The following is an 837-nucleotide window of genomic DNA, read 5'->3' on the forward strand; positions in this document are numbered from 1 at the left end:
TTAAATCAATTTAATAACCTAATGTTATTAATATCAGTTACAAGTTTCATTCCTTTATTTGCTGTATGGCATATTTTTAAAAATTTTATTTCGCAACGCGAATTAATCGATTGAAAAGCTCCTGATAATTTAACTAAATAGGAAGGAGAAATGAGCTTGAATTGACAGGTTCATCAATACTATCAGGTAGATTCTGGTGGCAGAATCAAGTCGTAACCTGACATAGCTTTAACGCGTATAAAAACATAAAGGATTGAGTTTTGAAATTTAAAGTAACTGCTTTGACTATGGCTCTAGCCCTTGCTAGTTCTGGCGTTCACGCTCAGACACAACAAGATCTTAAAGCCACTGCTGATTCATTAAACGTATCCACTTCTCTGGTTGTAAACCAACCTACTGACTCAAAAGCAGAGTGTCCTTGGGGACTTTGCTACCGAGCTGAAATTACAATTACTAACACAAGTGATAAAGCGGTAAATAAAGATTGGGATCTATATTTCCCAAGCATTCACCGTGTTCTTGATACTCGTGGTGATTTATTTACTATCACTCACATTGACGGTGACTTACACCGTGTATCCCCAACTGCGAAATTTAACGGCTTGCAACCTGGCGAGTCCGTCACTGTAGAATACGATGCAGAATACTGGCAGATCGTAAATAGCGACTTCATGCCTAACTACTATATTTCTGCTGATGGTCTGAAAGGCGAATTAATTAAAAACACTGCGGTGAAAGAAGCAGACACAGGTTTTGAAGACCTGTCTGGTTTCCTAACGCCAATTAGCAACGACCCAGCTGATACTGATCAGTGGCGTCGTACTGCTGACGACAAAA

At 38.9% G+C, this 837-nt stretch carries 1 protein-coding gene; it reads left to right on the top strand.

The annotated features are described in order from the left end of the window. Positions 1-260: 260 nt before the first annotated feature. Positions 261-837: carbohydate-binding domain-containing protein (locus RH89_RS15455; protein WP_004403927.1), on the top strand; the 577-nt coding region annotated here is incomplete at its 3' end.

Origin of the sequence: Vibrio nigripulchritudo ATCC 27043 (genome assembly GCF_000222685.1) — a bacterium.
GTDB lineage: Bacteria > Pseudomonadota > Gammaproteobacteria > Enterobacterales > Vibrionaceae > Vibrio > Vibrio nigripulchritudo.